Raw genomic sequence first — 14,507 nt, 5'->3', positions numbered from 1 at the left:
GTTGCCGCTTGGCAGGACGGCAACAGCTCGTGTATCATTCTGGCAACAGACTGGTCGCTGGATTGATGTCGCCCACACCCCCTGAACCCGTCACGCCGCTTTGGCAGCAGTTCCTTCGTTGGGCAGCCCGTGTCGGGCTGGCGAAACGGCTTGCCTTCGCGCTGTCGCTGGCGGCTCTGGTGGCGGGCTTCGCGACCTACACGGCGCTGACGGAGAGCGCGCCCTTCGGGGAAACCAACCCGCGCACCGTCACGTGGCTGCTGACCCTCGATCTGGCGCTTTTGCTCCTGCTCGGCGTGCTGATCGCGCGGCGGATCGTCTATCTGTGGATCGGGCGGCGCCGCGGCCTCGCCGGGTCGCAGATGCATGTGCGGCTGGTCGCGGTGTTCAGTCTACTCGCCGTCGCGCCGGCCATCATCATGGCCATCTTCTCGACGGTCTTCTTCTATGTCGGCGTGCAGTCCTGGTTCAGCGAGCGGGTGCGCACGGCGGTGAACGAATCGCTGGCGGTGGCCAGCGCCTATCTCCACGAGCACCAGCAGAACATCCGCGCGGACGCGCTCGCCATGGCGAACGACCTGAACCAGGAGGCGGCGCGGCTGGCCAGCGATCCCGAGCGGTTCGAGCAGGTGGTCGCCACCCAGGCGATGCTGCGCGCCCTGTCGGAGGCCATCGTCTTCAATGGGACGACCGGCGCCATCGTTGCGCGGTCCGGCTACACCTTCGCGCTGGAGTTCGACCCGATCCCCGACGACAAGCTCGCCACCGCCCGCCGCGGCGAGGTGGCGATGATCGTCAGCGAGAACGACGACCGCGTGCGCGCTCTGGTCCGTCTCGACCGCTTCGCCGACACTTATCTTTATGTGGGCCGCATGGTCGAGCCGCGCGTGCTCTCGCACATGGCCTCGGCGGAAGGGGCGGTGCGGGAGTTCGGTGCGCTGGAAAGCCAACGCGGCAGCCTGCAGATCACCTTCACCTTGATCTTCCTGGTTGTGGCCATGCTGCTTCTGCTGGCGGCGGTGTGGGCGGGGCTGATCTTTGCGACCCGGCTGGCGCGGCCGATCAGCGCCCTGATCGGTGCGGCGGAGCGGGTGCGCGCCGGCGACCTGACCGTCCGGGTGACCGAGCCGCCCGGCGAGGACGAGCTTGGCCTGCTGTCGCGTGCCTTCAACCGCATGACGACGGAGATCGAAAGCCAGCGGCATGAGCTTCTCTCGGCCAACCGCCTGATCGACGAGCGCCGCCGCTTCACGGAAACCGTGCTGGGCGGCGTGTCGGCGGGCGTGATCGGATTGGACGCGGAGGGGCGGATCACCCTTCCCAACTTCTCGGCCGCGCGCCTTCTCGGCGTCGAGGATGCGGAAAGCCTGATCGGGATGCGGCTGGCCGAACTGTCGCCGGAGATGGGGGAACTTCTCGACCACGCGCCCGGCCGCCCCGGCCGGGTGGTGCAAGACCAGATCCAGATCCGCCGCCCCGGCACGACGCCGCTGACGCTGCTCGTCCGCATCTCCACCGAAGGGCGGGGCAGCGGCGAGATCCGCGGCTACGTCGTGACCTTCGACGACATCACCGAACTGGTCTCCGCCCAGCGCAAGGCGGCCTGGGCCGACGTCGCCCGACGCATCGCCCATGAGATCAAGAATCCGCTGACTCCGATTCAGCTCTCCGCCGAACGGCTGCGCCGCAAGTACCTGAAGGAGATCACCAGCGACACCGAGGTCTTTACCATGTGCACGGACACCATCGTCCGGCAGGTGGACGACATCCGGCGCATGGTGGATGAGTTCTCGGCCTTCGCGCGCATGCCGCAGCCGGTGATGAAGCCCTGCAACCTCAACGACCTCGTCCGGCAGGCGGTGTTCCTGCAGTCCAGCGCGCACGCCGGGAAGATCAAGTTCGACATGGCGTTGCCCCAGGGGCCGCTGACCGTGCCCTGCGACAGTCGCCAGATCAGCCAGGCGCTGACCAATCTCCTGCAGAACGCCGCGGACGCCATCGAAGGGCGCCCGCCGCCCGCCGAGGGCGCGGAACTGCCGCCCGGCCATGTCGCCATCCGGGTCGAGGCCGATGCCGAGCGCATCGCCATGATCATCGAGGACAATGGCAAGGGCCTGCCGACCGAGGAACGGGACCGGCTGACCGAACCCTACGTGACGACACGCGCCAAGGGCACCGGGCTGGGGCTCGCGATCGTCAAGAAGATCATGGAGGACCATGGCGGCGTGCTGACCCTCGAGGACCGCGAAGGCGGCGGGGCGCGCGTCGGGCTGGTCATCCCCAACACGTCCACCAGCTCCGGCACGGCCGCGGGCGACGCCCCCGGCGGCGTTGGCACGCCGGCGGAGACCGGTGAAGAGAAGAGGCACGCAGCCCATGGCGCATGACATTCTGATCGTCGACGACGAAGCGGACATCCGGATGCTGATCGCCGGCATCCTGAACGACGAAGGCATGAAGACGCGCGAGGCCGCCGACGCCGACCAGGCGTTCGCCCAGGTCTCCGCGCGCCGGCCCAGTCTCGTGGTTCTGGACATCTGGCTCCAGGGCAGTCGGCTCGACGGACTTCAGATTCTCGAACAGCTGATGCGCGACCACCGGAACCTGCCGGTCATCATGATCTCCGGCCATGGCAACATCGAAACCGCCGTCTCGGCGATCAAGATCGGCGCCTACGACTTCATCGAGAAGCCCTTCAAGGCCGACCGGCTGCTGCTGATGGTGGATCGCGCCATCGAGGCGGCCCGGCTGAAGCGCGAGAACGAGGAGCTGAAGCTGCGGGCCGGCGGCGAGGTCGAACTGATCGGCCGGTCCACCGCCGTCAACCACGTACGCCAGAGCATCGAGAAAGTGGCGCCGACCGGAAGCCGCGTTCTCGTTACCGGCCCCGCCGGCTCGGGCAAGGAGGTGGTGGCCCGGCTGATCCACGCCCGGTCGCGCCGCGCCGGCGGTCCGTTCGTTGGGCTGAACTGTGCCACCATGCGTCCTGACCGGCTGGAAATGGAGTTGTTCGGCACGGAGGCCGGGGTGGATGGCGGCGGCCGCAAGATCGGCACCTTCGAGCAGGCGCACGGCGGCACCCTGCTGCTCGACGAGGTTGCCGACATGCCGTTGGAAACCCAGGGGAAGATCGTCCGCGCCCTGCAGGAGCAGGTGTTCGAGCGGGTTGGCGGCGGTCAGCGGGTCGAAGTGGACGTGCGCGTCATCGCCACCTCCAACCGCGACCTCCAGGCGGAAATCGACCAGGGCCGCTTCCGCCAGGACCTGTTCTATCGTTTGGCCGTCGTGCCGATCCGCGTGCCGTCGCTGGCCGAGCGGCGCGAGGACATCCCGCTGCTGGCCCGCCACTTCATGCAGCGCTCCGCCGAGGCCGCCGGACTGCCGGCCCGTGACTTCGGCGAGGACGCCATGGCCGCGCTGCAGGCCTACGACTGGCCGGGCAACGTGCGCCAGCTCCGCAACGTGGTGGATTGGCTGCTCATCATGGCGCAGGGCGATCCCAAGGAGCCGATCCGCGCCGACCAGCTTCCGCCGGAGATCGGCGCCATCACTCCCACCGTCCTGAAATGGGACAAGGGCGGCGAGATCATGGGGCTGCCGCTCCGCGAGGCCCGCGAGGTGTTCGAGCGCGAGTATCTGCTGGCCCAGGTGACGCGCTTCGGCGGCAATATTTCCCGCACCGCCTCTTTCGTGGGGATGGAGCGTTCCGCCTTGCACCGAAAGCTGAAATCGCTCGGCGTGCACGGCAGCGAGAAGGGTAAGCTGTTCGTCGAATAGACTTGTCCATCGTCGTCAAGCACAAGGCGCCATATTTTATACGAAGCGGGTTTCTCAAGCATGTCCTGAACATGGACAGCTTGAGAGCCCGCTTTTTATTTTTTCCTTTAGCAGTGTTTGTCGAGTTGCGTCGTAATTCAGTGAATTTGAAATTGTGCTGCCTTATTTTAATGTTCTGGATTCGCCTATTCACTATATTGTTTTACAAAAATCCAAATAAATACCAATGTATTTATATAATCCATGAAATATTTAGTAACATTTTTGGCGTTGATCGAGGGTTGTTGCCTGAATATTGATTGTTTTGCAGGCGCGCTTAACAACAAACAGAATTTACTTTTTATGAGGAGGAATCGCGTTATGGCGACCACAGCTGTCCTCACGGTCAATTACACCGACAACCAACTTGTCGCTTATCTGAACGGCGCTCAAGTTTACAACCGCATTGGCGGCGGCGAATCGATCAATGAACAGGTCGTGCTGACCGGCAACCTTCAGGCTGGCGTGAATCAGCTTCTGCTGATCGGTGTGAATTTCAACGGGCCAGCCCATTTCCAGGGCTCGGTCAACATCGACGGTCGGTCGCAGGACTTCAACTTCGATACCCGCAGGGATGGTGCTCCGGAGGGAGTTGTCACACAGTTTTACTACACGATCGACAACAGCTGAATCCAAGGCCGGCAAACGGGCCATCGTCTCGCGGTGACCGGCGGGAAAGGGGTGATGGGGCAGGGCGCATCCGTCACCCTTCTTCCCGTCCACGTTTGCACGTTGGCCCCGTATTTCCTTTCGCGAACATAGAGTTGGTGCGCCCTGCCGCAAGATGATAAGGTCCCTGTCCTAAGTGCCTGGAAAATGGGCGGGGAAGGGTGCAAAGGCCGTGAAGGTCATCGTTTGCGGAGCCGGGCAGGTCGGCTCGAACATCGCGCGCTATCTGGCGTCCGAGGGCAACAACGTCACGGTGATCGACCATTCGCCGGAACTCATCCAGCGGATCAGCGACACGCTCGACGTGCAGGCCATGGTCGGCCACGCCTCCCACCCCGACGTTCTGGAGGCGGCGGGGGCGGGTGAGACCGACATGATCATCGCGGTCACCCAGATCGACGAGATCAACATGGTCGCCTGCGAGGTCGCGCACGCGCTGTTCAAGGTGCCGACCAAGATCGCCCGCGTGCGCAACCAGAGCTATCTGAAGCCGATCTGGGCGGACCTGTTCAGCCGCGACCACATGCCGATCGACGTCATCATCTCGCCGGAGATCGCGGTGGCGCGGGCCATCGCCCGCCGGCTGCAGGTGCCGGGCGCCTTCGACATGATCGCTCTGGCGGACGGCAAGGTCCGCGTCGTCGGCGTGCTGTGCACGGAGACCTGCCCGGTGCTGCACACGCCGCTGCGCCAGCTGACCGGCCTGTTTCCCGACCTCGGTCTGGAGGTGGTGGCGATCATCCGCAACGACCGGTCCTTCATTCCCGGCGGCGACGACCAGATGCTGCCCGGCGACGAGGTCTATTTCGCCTGCGACAACCGCCACCTGAACCGCGCCATGGCCGCCTTCGGCCACGAGGAGGTCGAGGCCCGCCGCATCATCATCCTGGGCGGCGGCAACATCGGGCTGTGCCTGGCGGAGGAGCTGGAGGCGAAATACCCCCACGTCACCGCCCGCATCATCGAGATGAACCGCAGCCGCGCCCAATTCGTGGCGCAGCGCCTGTCGCGCACCATGGTGCTGCACGGCGACGGGCTGGATCCGGAGATCCTGGAGGAGGCCAACGTACGCGCCACCGAGACGGTGGTCGCCGTGACCAACGACGACGAGGGCAACATCCTGTCCTCGCTGCTCGCCAAGCGGCACGGGGCAAAGCGCGCCATCACGCTGATCAACAAGGCGTCCTACACCTCTCTGGTGTCGCCGCTGGGGATCGACGCGGTGGTCAGCCCGCGCGCCATCACCGTGTCCAACATCCTCCAGCACGTCCGGCGCGGCCGCATCCGCGCGGTTCACAGCCTGCGCGACGGCTTCGCCGAGGTCATCGAGGCGGAGGCGCTGGAAACCTCCGCGGTGGTGAACACGCCGCTGCGGGAGGTGAAGCTGCCGTCCGGAGTCATCGTCGGCGCGATCGTGCGCGGCGACGAGGTGATCATCCCGCGCCCGGCCACGGTGATCCGACCGAAGGACCGCGTCATCATCCTGGCCACCGCCGGGCAGGTGAAAAAGGTGGAGAAGATGTTCGCCGTCCGGCTTGAATTCTTCTGATCGCCTCCCGTATCGTTTTTTGCACCAACAAAAAAGAACCTCCATGGCTCGATGGGCATACGTCAACGGCCGTTACCTGCCGCACCGGCAGGCGGCGGTCCATGTGGAAGACCGCGGCTTCCAGTTCGCCGACGGCGTCTATGAGGTGGTGACTCTCCTCGACGGGCGCTTTGCGGACCTGGACGGCCATATGGAGCGTCTGGGCCGCAGTCTGTCGGAGCTGCGTATGGACTGGCCGGCGGCCCCTCGCGTCGTGACGATGATCGCTCGCGAGCTGGTGCGGCGAAACGGCGTCGGCAACGGGTCGCTTTACATCCAGGTCACCCGCGGGGTCGCCCCGCGCGACTTCAAGTTCCCGGAGGACATCCCCGCCACGCTGGTGATGACCGTCAAGCGGGTCACCGCCTTCGCCAAGCCGGAGCAGCTTGAGACGGGCGTGGCCGTGGTCACCGTGCCCGACATCCGCTGGGGCCGGCGCGACATCAAGACGGTCGGCCTCCTCGCCCCCGTGCTGGCCAAGCAGCAGGCTGCCGAATCGGGCGCCTACGAGGCGTGGCTGATCGATCCGGACGGCACGGTGACAGAGGGGTCCTCCTCCAACGCCTGGATCGTCACGCAGGACGGCGTGCTGGTGACACGCCCCCCGTCGCAGAAGATCCTCAACGGCATCACGCGTCTGTCACTCCTGCGGCTGGCCGGCGAGCGCGGCATCCCGGTGGAGGAGCGCAGCTTCACGGTGGAGGAGGCGCTCGCCGCCCGCGAGGCCTTCGTGTCCTCCGCCGGCACCTTCGCGCTGCCGGTGACCCGCATCGACGGCAAGCCGGTGGGCGAGGGCAGGCCGGGGCCGGTCACCCGGACGCTGCGTCAGGCCTATCTCGATTACGTGGCCGCCGGGGTGCCGTCGTGAGCGACGCCGCCGCCGTCATCGACCACCTGCCCGTGCTGCCGCGCGCCGTCCTCTACGACTGGGACAACACGCTGGTCGACAACTGGGGCACCGTGCGCGCCGCGCTGAACCACGCGCTGGTCACCTTCGGCCAAACGCCCTGGACGGAGGAGGAGGCGCGGGAGCGCATCAAGCAGTCGCTGCGCGACAGTTTCCCCCGGATCTTCGGGGAGCGCTGGACCGACGCGCGCGACCTCTTCTACGCCTATTTCGAGGCGCATCACCTGGAGCATCTCCGGCCCCTGCCGGGCGCGGAATCCCTGCTGCGCGGCTTCGCCGAGCGCGGAATCTATCAGGCGGTGGTCTCGAACAAGACCGGCCGCTTCCTGCGGGCGGAGGCCGACGCGCTGGGCTGGACCGGCTATTTCGGCCGTCTGGTCGGCGCCCAGGACGCCGAATTCGACAAGCCGCACGGCGCGCCGGTGCTGATGGCGCTGGAACCGGCGAACATTCCGCCGGGTCCGGACGTCTGGTTCGTGGGGGACGCCGACATCGACATGGAATGTGCCCATGGCGCGGGAATGGTCCCGGTGCTAATAGGGGCGGGCGAGGGCAGCGGCTTCACCCGCTTCCCTCCGGCCCATCGGTACGACACGTGCCATGCATTGTTCGGGTTGGTGGGCAGCGGTGGTGACACCATATCGGATGACCAGTAGTCGAGACGGTTGCGACCAACCATAACCTTATCGCTGCAGGGGGCGGGCTTCCCACAAGGAGCCCCAAAAAACACTGAAGAAGGGGGCGACATAAAATGTCTGAAAAAAGCCAAAATGTGCAGGACGTGTTCCTAAACCACGTCCGCAAGAACAAGACTCCCGTGACCGTGTTCCTCGTGAACGGTGTTAAACTTCAGGGAATCATCACCTGGTTCGACAACTTCTCGGTACTGCTGCGGCGCGATGCGCATTCGCAGCTCGTCTACAAGCACGCCATCTCCACCGTGATGCCCGCGCATCCGATCCAACTTTTCGAGCCGCCCAAGGAAGGTGAAAACGTCTGATCTTCCGACCAATGGCAACGGCCGGACGCCTGATGCCTCCGGCCGCGCCATCGTGGTCCACCCCGTCCTCCGCAATGAGGCGGACGGGGTCCTGCGCCATCCCGAATCCTGCCTGGACGAGGCGGTGGGCCTTGCCCGCGCCATCGATCTGGAGGTCGTGCACGCCGAATGCGCGCGGGTGAACCGCCCGCAGCCTTCGATCCTTCTCGGGTCGGGGACGGTGGAGCATTTTGCCCAGATCGTGGAGGAGACGGAGGCATCCCTCGTCATCCTCGACCACGCGCTGTCGCCGGTGCAGCAGCGCAATCTGGAAAAGGCCCTGAAGGTCAAGGTCATCGACCGCACCGGTCTGATCCTGGAGATCTTCGGCGCACGCGCCCGCACGCGCGAAGGCATGCTCCAGGTCGAGCTGGCCGCCCTGACCTACCAGAAATCGCGCCTCGTCCGCTCCTGGACCCACCTGGAACGCCAGCGCGGCGGCTTCGGCTTCCTCGGCGGTCCCGGTGAATCCCAGCTTGAGATGGACCGCCGCCTGATCGGCGACCGCATCGTCAAGATCAAGAAGGAGCTGGACGAGGTCCGCCGCACCCGCGGTCTGCACCGCAAGGCCCGCGCCAAGGTGCCCTACCCGGTGGTGGCGCTGGTCGGCTACACCAACGCCGGCAAGTCGACGCTGTTCAACCGGCTGGCCAACGCCGACGTCTTCGCCAAGGACCTGCTGTTCGCCACGCTGGACCCGACGATGCGTCAGGTGACCCTGCCGTCCGGGCGCAAGGTGATCCTGTCGGACACGGTGGGCTTCATCTCGGACCTGCCGCACGGCCTGGTCGCCGCCTTCCGCGCCACGCTGGAGGAGGTCGACGCCGCCGACATCATCCTGCATGTCCGCGACGTCTCCCACCAGGACAGCGAGGCCCAGAAGGCCGACGTGCACGAGGTCATGAGCGACATGGGCATCGACCCGGACGCCGACGACCGCGTGATCGAGGTGCTGAACAAGATCGATGCGCTGGACGAGGAATCCCGCGAGGCGATCCTGGCCCAGACGGCCCGCAACCCGCGCGCCGTCGCGGTGTCCGCCCTGTCGGGGGCGGGGATCGCGGATCTCGACCGGCTGCTCGACCAGCGGATGAACGCCCACCGCCATGTGGTGGACCTTTCTGTCGAGCTGGGGGACGGGGCGGCGCTCGCGTGGCTCTATGCAAAAGGTGAGGTGCTGGAGCGGCGGGACGACGAAGTCCAGGCCCACATCCAAGTGGCCATCGACCCGGCGGATCTGGCGCGTTTCGAGAAACGGTTCCTGCACGGCTGATCTTTCGCCATAAAGGAATCGGGCGCGTCATAATTCGTTCGTGCACATGCGACGACATGACGCGCCCGATTTCAGCCCCGTCCTACGACGTCCGAGGTGTAGCCTTTTCCCAACGCGCCCCCGATATTTGAGCCGGGGAGCCGATGGGTTATCCCCGGGAGGAGGCCCGCCTATGCGTTTGCAGACCGATCCAACACACTTTTCGATCACCGCCTTCCTGGCCGATCAGGTGACCCTGGTCGCCCGGCAGGAGCAGTTGTCGCCCGGTGCCGCGGTGCTGCGCATCCAGGAGCTGTCGCGCGACAACGCCGGCCGCGCCCGTCTGCTGGAAATCATCAGTGACGCCTGGCGCAAGGAAACCAACCCGACGGAAAGCAGCAAGATTGCCGCCCTGCGGTCCGAACTGGCCGCCTGGGCGCTGCACGCCACCCCGAGCGACAGCCTGCCGCGCTCCTGACGGAGGCGGGTGTGCCGGGGCAAGGATTTGTCCGTGGCTATGCAGCGGGCAGGGCGCCATAATGGCGGCTCGGCCCGCTTCTTTTCTTTTTCGGATTCCCTTGCGCGTCCCGATCGCTCTCCTGTCCCTGGCGTTCCTGGCCTTCGTGGGCACCGCCGCAGCCGCCGAACGGGTGTTGCCACCGGGATTCGTGGAGGAGCCGCCCGTCGCGCCGGAGGATCCCCTGCCGCCGGAGCCCGCGGAGTTTCCGCCCGCCCCCTTCAGCCCTCTGGTCGTGGCGCCGGATCCTAAAGAGCTGCTGAAGGCCTGCAAGGAGGCCACCTTCACCGACTGTTTCCGCCTGTGGCGTCCGCCCCCGCCGCCGCCCAAGGAGGAGACGCGGGAAGCGCGCGACACGCCGCAGGCCCCGCCCGATCCGAACGCGCCGCGCAAGCCGCCGGAGCCCGGTCCGCTGACCGGCGCGCCGCCCGCCCCGAACCCGGCCGCCGATCAGGCCACCTATGACGCGCTGGTCAAAGCGTTGAAAGACAGTGGTCTGGACGGCAAAGTCATGCTGCCGGAACCGCCGAAGGATGGCGGAACGGTTCTGAGACTCGACCCCCGATCCAACAAAACGGCACCGAAACCGTGACGAATTTTCCGATTCCTGACGTCGACCGCGTCTCCGCGATCATCCGCGAGGTCGCGGAGAGCGAGATCCTTCCCTATTTCCGCGATCTGGCGAACGCCGGCATCCGCGAGAAGACCGGGCCGGCCGATCTCGTGACCCTGGCCGACGAGGCGGGCGAACGCGCCCTGACGCCGCGCCTGCTGGACCTGCTTCCCGGCAGCACGGTGGTGGGGGAGGAGGCCGTCTCCGAGGACAAGTCCCTGCTCGACCGCATCCACGGCGACGCGCCGGTCTGGATCATCGACCCGATCGACGGCACCCTGAACTTCGCGAACGGGCGCCCGCTCTTCGCCGTGATCATCGCCTTGGCCTGCCGCGGCGAGACGCTGGCCGGGTGGATCTACGATCCGTGCGACGGCCGCATCGCCACGGCGGTGAAAGGGCAGGGCGCCTATATGAACGGCACGCGCGTCACGGTCGCCCCGGCGGCCCCCCTGGCCGAGATGACCGGGGCCCTGTCGACGCGCTTCTGCGCCGAGGATCTGGGACGCCAACTCGACGAGCGAGGCCGTTCCCTCGGCCCGCGTGTCTGCCTGTCCAGCGCCGCGCAGGAGTATCTGCGCCTGCTCGACGGCCGGGCGCATTTCTCCATGTACCATCGCCTGATGCCGTGGGATCACGCGGCGGGTGTTCTGCTCCACGCGGAGGCCGGCGGCTACAGCGCGCTGTTCGACGGTTCGCCCTATCGTCCGACCGCCCTCAACGGTGGGGTGATGCTGACCCCCGACCGCGCGAGTTGGGAAGCGATGCACCGGCATCTGTTCGGTTAAGGCGGGGGCGCACCGGACTACCGCACACGTCCTGCGGTGGGGACCGGATTCGGCGGGAACTCCGCGGGCACGGCGGCCTTATAGTGACAGGATGCCGGAAACGGCCGCCGTGAGCCTTGCGGAGCGCCCGACCATGAAGGCCAGTGCCCTGAAGCGCGTGTTGTTGGTGGCGTCATTGCTGGCGCCGACGGCCTGCGCGGAGCGGATCGCCGAATGTCAGCCCGCTGGCGGGACGACGCTGGCCTCAGGTGCCGCACGATGCTCCACAGACGCCGATACCACGGATGTTGCTTTGGAGCATGAGGAGGTTCGCGCGATTGACGCCGAGCCGGTGCTCAGCGTGGCGCCGCCGCAGCGCCGGAAGGCGCGGCCCGTCACGCACGCGCATTCCATGGAGTGAAATGGCCCGCGGTCCCTCGGAACCCGCCATTGCCAATGTGTGTTGGACCAACGCAACAACGGCGGGTGATTCATGCAGACGGCCAACATCCACGATCCCTTGAGCATCGAGAGCGTCTATCCACGAAGTGCCTTCGACAACGATGCGCGGCAGAACGCTCGCGACAAGGAGGCGGTGGAGCATGGGGTGATGATCCTGTCGATGCCGGACGCCGATGGGAATTTCTCGCTGAAGCCCTCCCAACGTCATGTCGGCGAGCCGGACACGACGACCCATTCGATTTTTCTGTCGCCGACTCTGGAAAACTCTGAGTATGGAGCGCTCGCTCCGAGCGGCACCGGGTATGACGGGCCGATCGAACCGGCGGAGGTTCCCAAGACCTCCGGCGATCCTTACCGGTCCTTCGTGGAATCGCTGATCCAGGCCGCACGTGACGCGGATTTCCCACCGCCGCCTCCCGCTGAAAGCTTGAAGGGGTTTCGCGGAGGCTGAAGCAGTGGGGAACGGAGGGCGGCCAAAATCGCCCTCCTCGCTTCCTTTCGACTTTATTTTCCATAATCTCGCTTATGTGATTTTCGTGAATCGGCAGGGCGTGTTTCCTTTTCTCCTTGTGACGGGTCGGCTAAGGTCGCTGTCCCGTCCCATCCTGCTGCCTAAGAAGACACTCCCATGGCCCGCAACATCGACCGCCTGATCGACGTCATGGCCCGCCTGCGCGATCCCAACGGCGGATGCCCGTGGGATCTGGTGCAGACCTACGCCACCATCGCGCCGCACACGATCGAAGAAGCCTACGAGGTGGCCGACGCCATCGAGAAAGGCGACATGCCGGCGCTGCGCGAGGAGTTGGGCGACCTGCTCTTCCAGGTGGTCTATTACAGCCAGATGGCCCGCGAGGAGAATCTGTTCGACTTCGACGAGGTCGCCGGCGTCATCGCCGACAAGATGATCCGCCGCCACCCCCACGTCTTCGGCGCCGAAGAGGTGAAGGGCGCCGACATGCAGACCTCGCGCTGGGAGGACCACAAGGCCGCCGAGCGCGCCGCCAAGGCCGCCGAGGAAGGCCGCGCCCCGTCCGCCCTGGAAGGCGTCATCTCCGGCCTCCCCGCCCTCACCCGCGCCCTCAAGCTGCAGAACCGCGCCGCCCGCGTCGGCTTCGACTGGACCGACGCGCGTGACATCCTCGACAAGATCGAGGAGGAGGTCCGCGAACTCCGCCATGAGATGGACAGCGGCTCCGCCCCGGACCGGGTGGCCGACGAGCTGGGCGATCTTCTCTTCGCGCTGGTCAACCTCGCCCGCCGCCTGAAGGTCGAGCCGGAATCGGCGCTGCGCGGCACCAACGCCAAGTTCGAACGCCGCTTCCACCGCATCGAGGCGCTGCTGTCCGAGCAGGGCCGTACCCCCAAGGAAGCGACTCTGGACGAGATGGAAGCCTTTTGGCAGCAGGCCAAGCGCGAGGAACGCGGGGAGTCCTGACGCCCGCCCTCACCGTGCCGCGCTGGTTTCCAGCAAGGCCAGCAGGCCGGCCAGCAGATCGGTCGGCCGCGGCGGGCAGCCGGGGATGCGCAGGTCCACCGGCAACACCTCCTCCACCGGACCGACGCAGGCGTAGCCACCGGCGAACAGGCCGCCGCTGACCGCGCAGTCGCCGCAGGCCACCAGCCATTTCGGGCCGGGCGTGGCGTCCCAGGTGCGGATCAGCGCCTCGCGCATGTTGCGGGCGACCGGGCCGGTGACCAGAAGGACGTCGGCGTGCCGTGGCGAGGCGACAAAGCGGATGCCGAACCGTTCCAGATCGTAGATCGGGTTGTTCAGCGCGTGGATTTCCAGCTCGCAACCGTTGCAGGAACCCGCATCGACCTCGCGGATCGACAGGCTGCGGCCCAGCCGGGCCTTGGCGGCCTTGTCCAGCTTTCCGGCCAGTTCCGCCAACGCCGGATCGGCGGGGGCCGGAGCGGCTTCGGTGACCGGGCCGCCGGTCAGGGAGGTCAGGATGTGCTTCAGCATCGGCGGCCTCCTTACAGGTCGTGTCCCGCGTAGGAACAGTTGAACGACTTGTTGCACAGCGGGAAGTCGGCGACGATGTTGCCGCCGATGGCCGCCTCCAGCAACGGCCACTGGAACCAGGACGGGTCGCGCGGGTGGCAGCGGGCGACGGCGCCCTCCCCGTCCAGCCGCACCCAGGTCAGAATCTCCCCGCGGAAGGATTCGACCAGGGCCATGCCCTCCCCGCCCCGGCCGGCTTCCAGCGGGACCGACGGATGGTCCAGGCCGCGCGAAATCACCGGCAGGCGGGCGACAATCTGCTCGATCAGCGACAGGGACTGTTCCACCTCGCGGATGCGCACCCAGACCCGCGCGTTCACGTCGCCCTCGGTTAGCACCGGCACCTCGAAATTCAGCGCGTCGTAAGGCGCGTAGCCAGGGCTGCGGCGGGCGTCCTGGTCGCGGCCGGAGGCTCGCCCAACGTGACCGCCGGCGCCGAAGCGGGTGACCAGTTCCGCAGACACGAACCCGGTGGTGACCGTGCGGTCCTGCAAGGACGCCTTGCCGTCATAGATGGCGACCAGCGGCGGGAAGCGTTTGCGCAGCTCCGCCACCAATTCCAGCAACAGGCCCGCGCCGCGCTCCGGCAAATCAGTGGCGACGCCACCGGGAATCACCCGGTCCATCATCAGCCGGTGCCCGAAGCAGGCGTCCGCCGTGCGCAGCACCCGCTCCCGCAACTGGCTGGTCTGGGCCAGCATGAAGGCGAAGGCGGCGTCGTTGCAGATGGCCCCGATGTCGCCCAGATGGTTGGCGATCCGCTCCAACTCCGCCATCAGGGCGCGCAGCCACACCGCCCGCGCCGGCACCTCGACGCCGAGCGCCGCCTCGACCGCGCGGGCGAAGGCGAGGCTGTGCGCCACCGTCGC

Annotated in this window: 16 protein-coding genes; 14 read left to right on the top strand and 2 right to left on the bottom strand. The window is 66.7% G+C overall.

Going from position 1 to position 14,507, the window contains the following annotated elements; genetic code table 11:
- Positions 1-65 precede the first annotated feature (65 nt).
- The 14 genes from GBZ26_RS08460 (at position 66) to mazG (ending at position 13,068) form a co-directional block, all read left to right on the top strand.
- Positions 66-2,387, top strand: coding sequence for a sensor histidine kinase NtrY-like (locus tag GBZ26_RS08460; RefSeq protein WP_174438462.1), 2,322 nt, complete (start codon positions 66-68; stop codon positions 2,385-2,387).
- Positions 2,377-3,777, top strand: a complete 1,401-nt coding sequence (ntrX, locus tag GBZ26_RS08455; RefSeq protein WP_174438461.1) for a nitrogen assimilation response regulator NtrX — start codon at positions 2,377-2,379, stop codon at positions 3,775-3,777. The genes GBZ26_RS08460 and ntrX overlap by 11 nt, the downstream gene beginning before the upstream one ends.
- A gap of 360 nt (positions 3,778-4,137) precedes the next feature.
- On the top strand, positions 4,138-4,446 hold the full coding sequence (locus GBZ26_RS08450; RefSeq protein ID WP_174438460.1) for a hypothetical protein: 309 nt from the start codon (positions 4,138-4,140) through the stop codon (positions 4,444-4,446).
- A gap of 211 nt (positions 4,447-4,657) precedes the next feature.
- Positions 4,658-6,034, top strand: a complete 1,377-nt coding sequence (trkA, locus tag GBZ26_RS08445) for a Trk system potassium transporter TrkA (RefSeq protein ID WP_174438459.1) — start codon at positions 4,658-4,660, stop codon at positions 6,032-6,034.
- Between the two features lie 43 nt (positions 6,035-6,077).
- Positions 6,078-6,941 (top strand): D-amino-acid transaminase, encoded by an 864-nt coding sequence (locus GBZ26_RS08440; RefSeq protein ID WP_174438458.1) that lies wholly within the window; start codon positions 6,078-6,080, stop codon positions 6,939-6,941.
- Complete coding sequence (locus GBZ26_RS08435; RefSeq protein ID WP_174438457.1) at positions 6,938-7,636, top strand: HAD hydrolase-like protein; 699 nt, start codon at positions 6,938-6,940, stop codon at positions 7,634-7,636. Before GBZ26_RS08440 ends, GBZ26_RS08435 begins: the two co-directional genes overlap by 4 nt.
- 95 nt (positions 7,637-7,731) lie before the next feature.
- Positions 7,732-7,980, top strand: a complete 249-nt coding sequence (gene hfq / locus GBZ26_RS08430; RefSeq protein WP_035675971.1) for an RNA chaperone Hfq — start codon at positions 7,732-7,734, stop codon at positions 7,978-7,980.
- 52 nt (positions 7,981-8,032) lie between these two features.
- Entirely contained in the window at positions 8,033-9,292 is a 1,260-nt protein-coding gene (gene hflX, locus GBZ26_RS08425; protein ID WP_174438456.1) for a GTPase HflX, read from the top strand.
- A gap of 172 nt (positions 9,293-9,464) precedes the next feature.
- Positions 9,465-9,749, top strand: a complete 285-nt coding sequence (locus GBZ26_RS08420) for a hypothetical protein (protein ID WP_035675976.1) — start codon at positions 9,465-9,467, stop codon at positions 9,747-9,749.
- Between the two features lie 100 nt (positions 9,750-9,849).
- Complete coding sequence (locus tag GBZ26_RS08415; RefSeq protein WP_246653891.1) at positions 9,850-10,380, top strand: hypothetical protein; 531 nt, start codon at positions 9,850-9,852, stop codon at positions 10,378-10,380.
- On the top strand, positions 10,377-11,189 hold the full coding sequence (locus GBZ26_RS08410; protein ID WP_174438454.1) for an inositol monophosphatase family protein: 813 nt from the start codon (positions 10,377-10,379) through the stop codon (positions 11,187-11,189). Before GBZ26_RS08415 ends, GBZ26_RS08410 begins: the two co-directional genes overlap by 4 nt.
- A gap of 133 nt (positions 11,190-11,322) precedes the next feature.
- Positions 11,323-11,589: a hypothetical protein gene (locus tag GBZ26_RS08405; protein ID WP_246653892.1), complete on the top strand. Its 267-nt coding sequence runs from the start codon at positions 11,323-11,325 to the stop codon at positions 11,587-11,589.
- Between the two features lie 72 nt (positions 11,590-11,661).
- The gene (locus GBZ26_RS08400) at positions 11,662-12,081 is read left to right on the top strand and encodes a hypothetical protein (protein WP_174438452.1); all 420 of its coding nucleotides are present in this window, start codon (positions 11,662-11,664) and stop codon (positions 12,079-12,081) included.
- A gap of 177 nt (positions 12,082-12,258) precedes the next feature.
- Entirely contained in the window at positions 12,259-13,068 is an 810-nt protein-coding gene (gene mazG / locus GBZ26_RS08395) for a nucleoside triphosphate pyrophosphohydrolase (protein WP_174438451.1), read from the top strand.
- A 9-nt stretch (positions 13,069-13,077) separates the two neighbouring features.
- Here the strand turns inward: mazG and GBZ26_RS08390 are convergent, their stop codons facing one another.
- Both GBZ26_RS08390 and GBZ26_RS08385 read right to left on the bottom strand, forming a co-directional pair.
- The gene (locus GBZ26_RS08390) at positions 13,078-13,599 is read right to left on the bottom strand and encodes an NADH-quinone oxidoreductase subunit B family protein (protein WP_174438450.1); all 522 of its coding nucleotides are present in this window, start codon (positions 13,597-13,599) and stop codon (positions 13,078-13,080) included.
- A gap of 11 nt (positions 13,600-13,610) precedes the next feature.
- Positions 13,611-14,507: hydrogenase large subunit (locus GBZ26_RS08385; protein WP_486598844.1), on the bottom strand; the 897-nt coding region annotated here is incomplete at its 5' end.

It is taken from the genome of Azospirillum formosense, assembly GCF_013340925.1.
Classification (GTDB): domain Bacteria; phylum Pseudomonadota; class Alphaproteobacteria; order Azospirillales; family Azospirillaceae; genus Azospirillum; species Azospirillum formosense.
This window is presented reverse-complemented; position numbering and strand designations above follow the sequence as displayed.

What these genes read in the sequence shown, in the direction of transcription:
- GBZ26_RS08460 (WP_174438462.1), top strand. Translation starts at nt 66, where the DNA reads ATGTCGCCCACACCCCCTGAACCCGTCACGCCGCTTTGGCAGCAGTTC.
- ntrX (WP_174438461.1), top strand. Translation starts at nt 2,377, where the DNA reads ATGGCGCATGACATTCTGATCGTCGACGACGAAGCGGACATCCGGATG.
- GBZ26_RS08450 (WP_174438460.1), top strand. Translation starts at nt 4,138, where the DNA reads ATGGCGACCACAGCTGTCCTCACGGTCAATTACACCGACAACCAACTT.
- GBZ26_RS08440 (WP_174438458.1), top strand. Translation starts at nt 6,078, where the DNA reads ATGGCTCGATGGGCATACGTCAACGGCCGTTACCTGCCGCACCGGCAG.
- hfq (WP_035675971.1), top strand. Translation starts at nt 7,732, where the DNA reads ATGTCTGAAAAAAGCCAAAATGTGCAGGACGTGTTCCTAAACCACGTC.
- GBZ26_RS08420 (WP_035675976.1), top strand. Translation starts at nt 9,465, where the DNA reads ATGCGTTTGCAGACCGATCCAACACACTTTTCGATCACCGCCTTCCTG.
- GBZ26_RS08405 (WP_246653892.1), top strand. Translation starts at nt 11,323, where the DNA reads ATGAAGGCCAGTGCCCTGAAGCGCGTGTTGTTGGTGGCGTCATTGCTG.
- GBZ26_RS08400 (WP_174438452.1), top strand. Translation starts at nt 11,662, where the DNA reads ATGCAGACGGCCAACATCCACGATCCCTTGAGCATCGAGAGCGTCTAT.
- mazG (WP_174438451.1), top strand. Translation starts at nt 12,259, where the DNA reads ATGGCCCGCAACATCGACCGCCTGATCGACGTCATGGCCCGCCTGCGC.
- GBZ26_RS08390 (WP_174438450.1), bottom strand. Translation starts at nt 13,599, where the DNA reads ATGCTGAAGCACATCCTGACCTCCCTGACCGGCGGCCCGGTCACCGAA.